This is a genomic window from Polaribacter sp. BAL334 (assembly GCF_015767435.1).
Classification (GTDB): Bacteria; Bacteroidota; Bacteroidia; order Flavobacteriales; family Flavobacteriaceae; genus Polaribacter.
The window spans coordinates 1-318 of sequence record NZ_JADWOV010000150.1 but is presented as its reverse complement, the minus strand read 5'-3'; the positions used below and the strand labels follow the sequence as shown (position 1 = coordinate 318).

1 protein-coding gene is annotated in these 318 nt (G+C 34.0%); it reads left to right on the top strand.

The genetic code is table 11. The features are described 5' to 3' along the window. Positions 1-318, top strand: a 318-nt coding sequence (locus IU405_RS00785) for a VWA domain-containing protein (protein WP_231749427.1), incomplete at both ends; no start/stop codon positions are given.

Sequence of the window (318 nt, the reverse complement as noted above, 5' to 3'; positions counted from 1 at the left end):
TGAGAAGACTTCCTGTATATTTATTACTAGACACCTCGGGCTCAATGTCTGGAGAACCAATTGAAGCTGTAAAAAATGGCGTTCAAATAATGATTAGTTCATTACGTCAGAATCCACAGGCTATTGAAACTGCTTTTTTAAGTGTAATAACTTTTGATAGTTCAGCTCGACAAATTATTCCGTTGACTGATTTAGCATCTTTTCAAATGGTAGATATTAAAGCAACTGGTGTAACTGCACTTGGAGAAGCTTTAAAATTAGTTGCGCATAAAATTGAAACTGAAGTTCAAAAAACAACAACTGAACAAAAAGGAGATT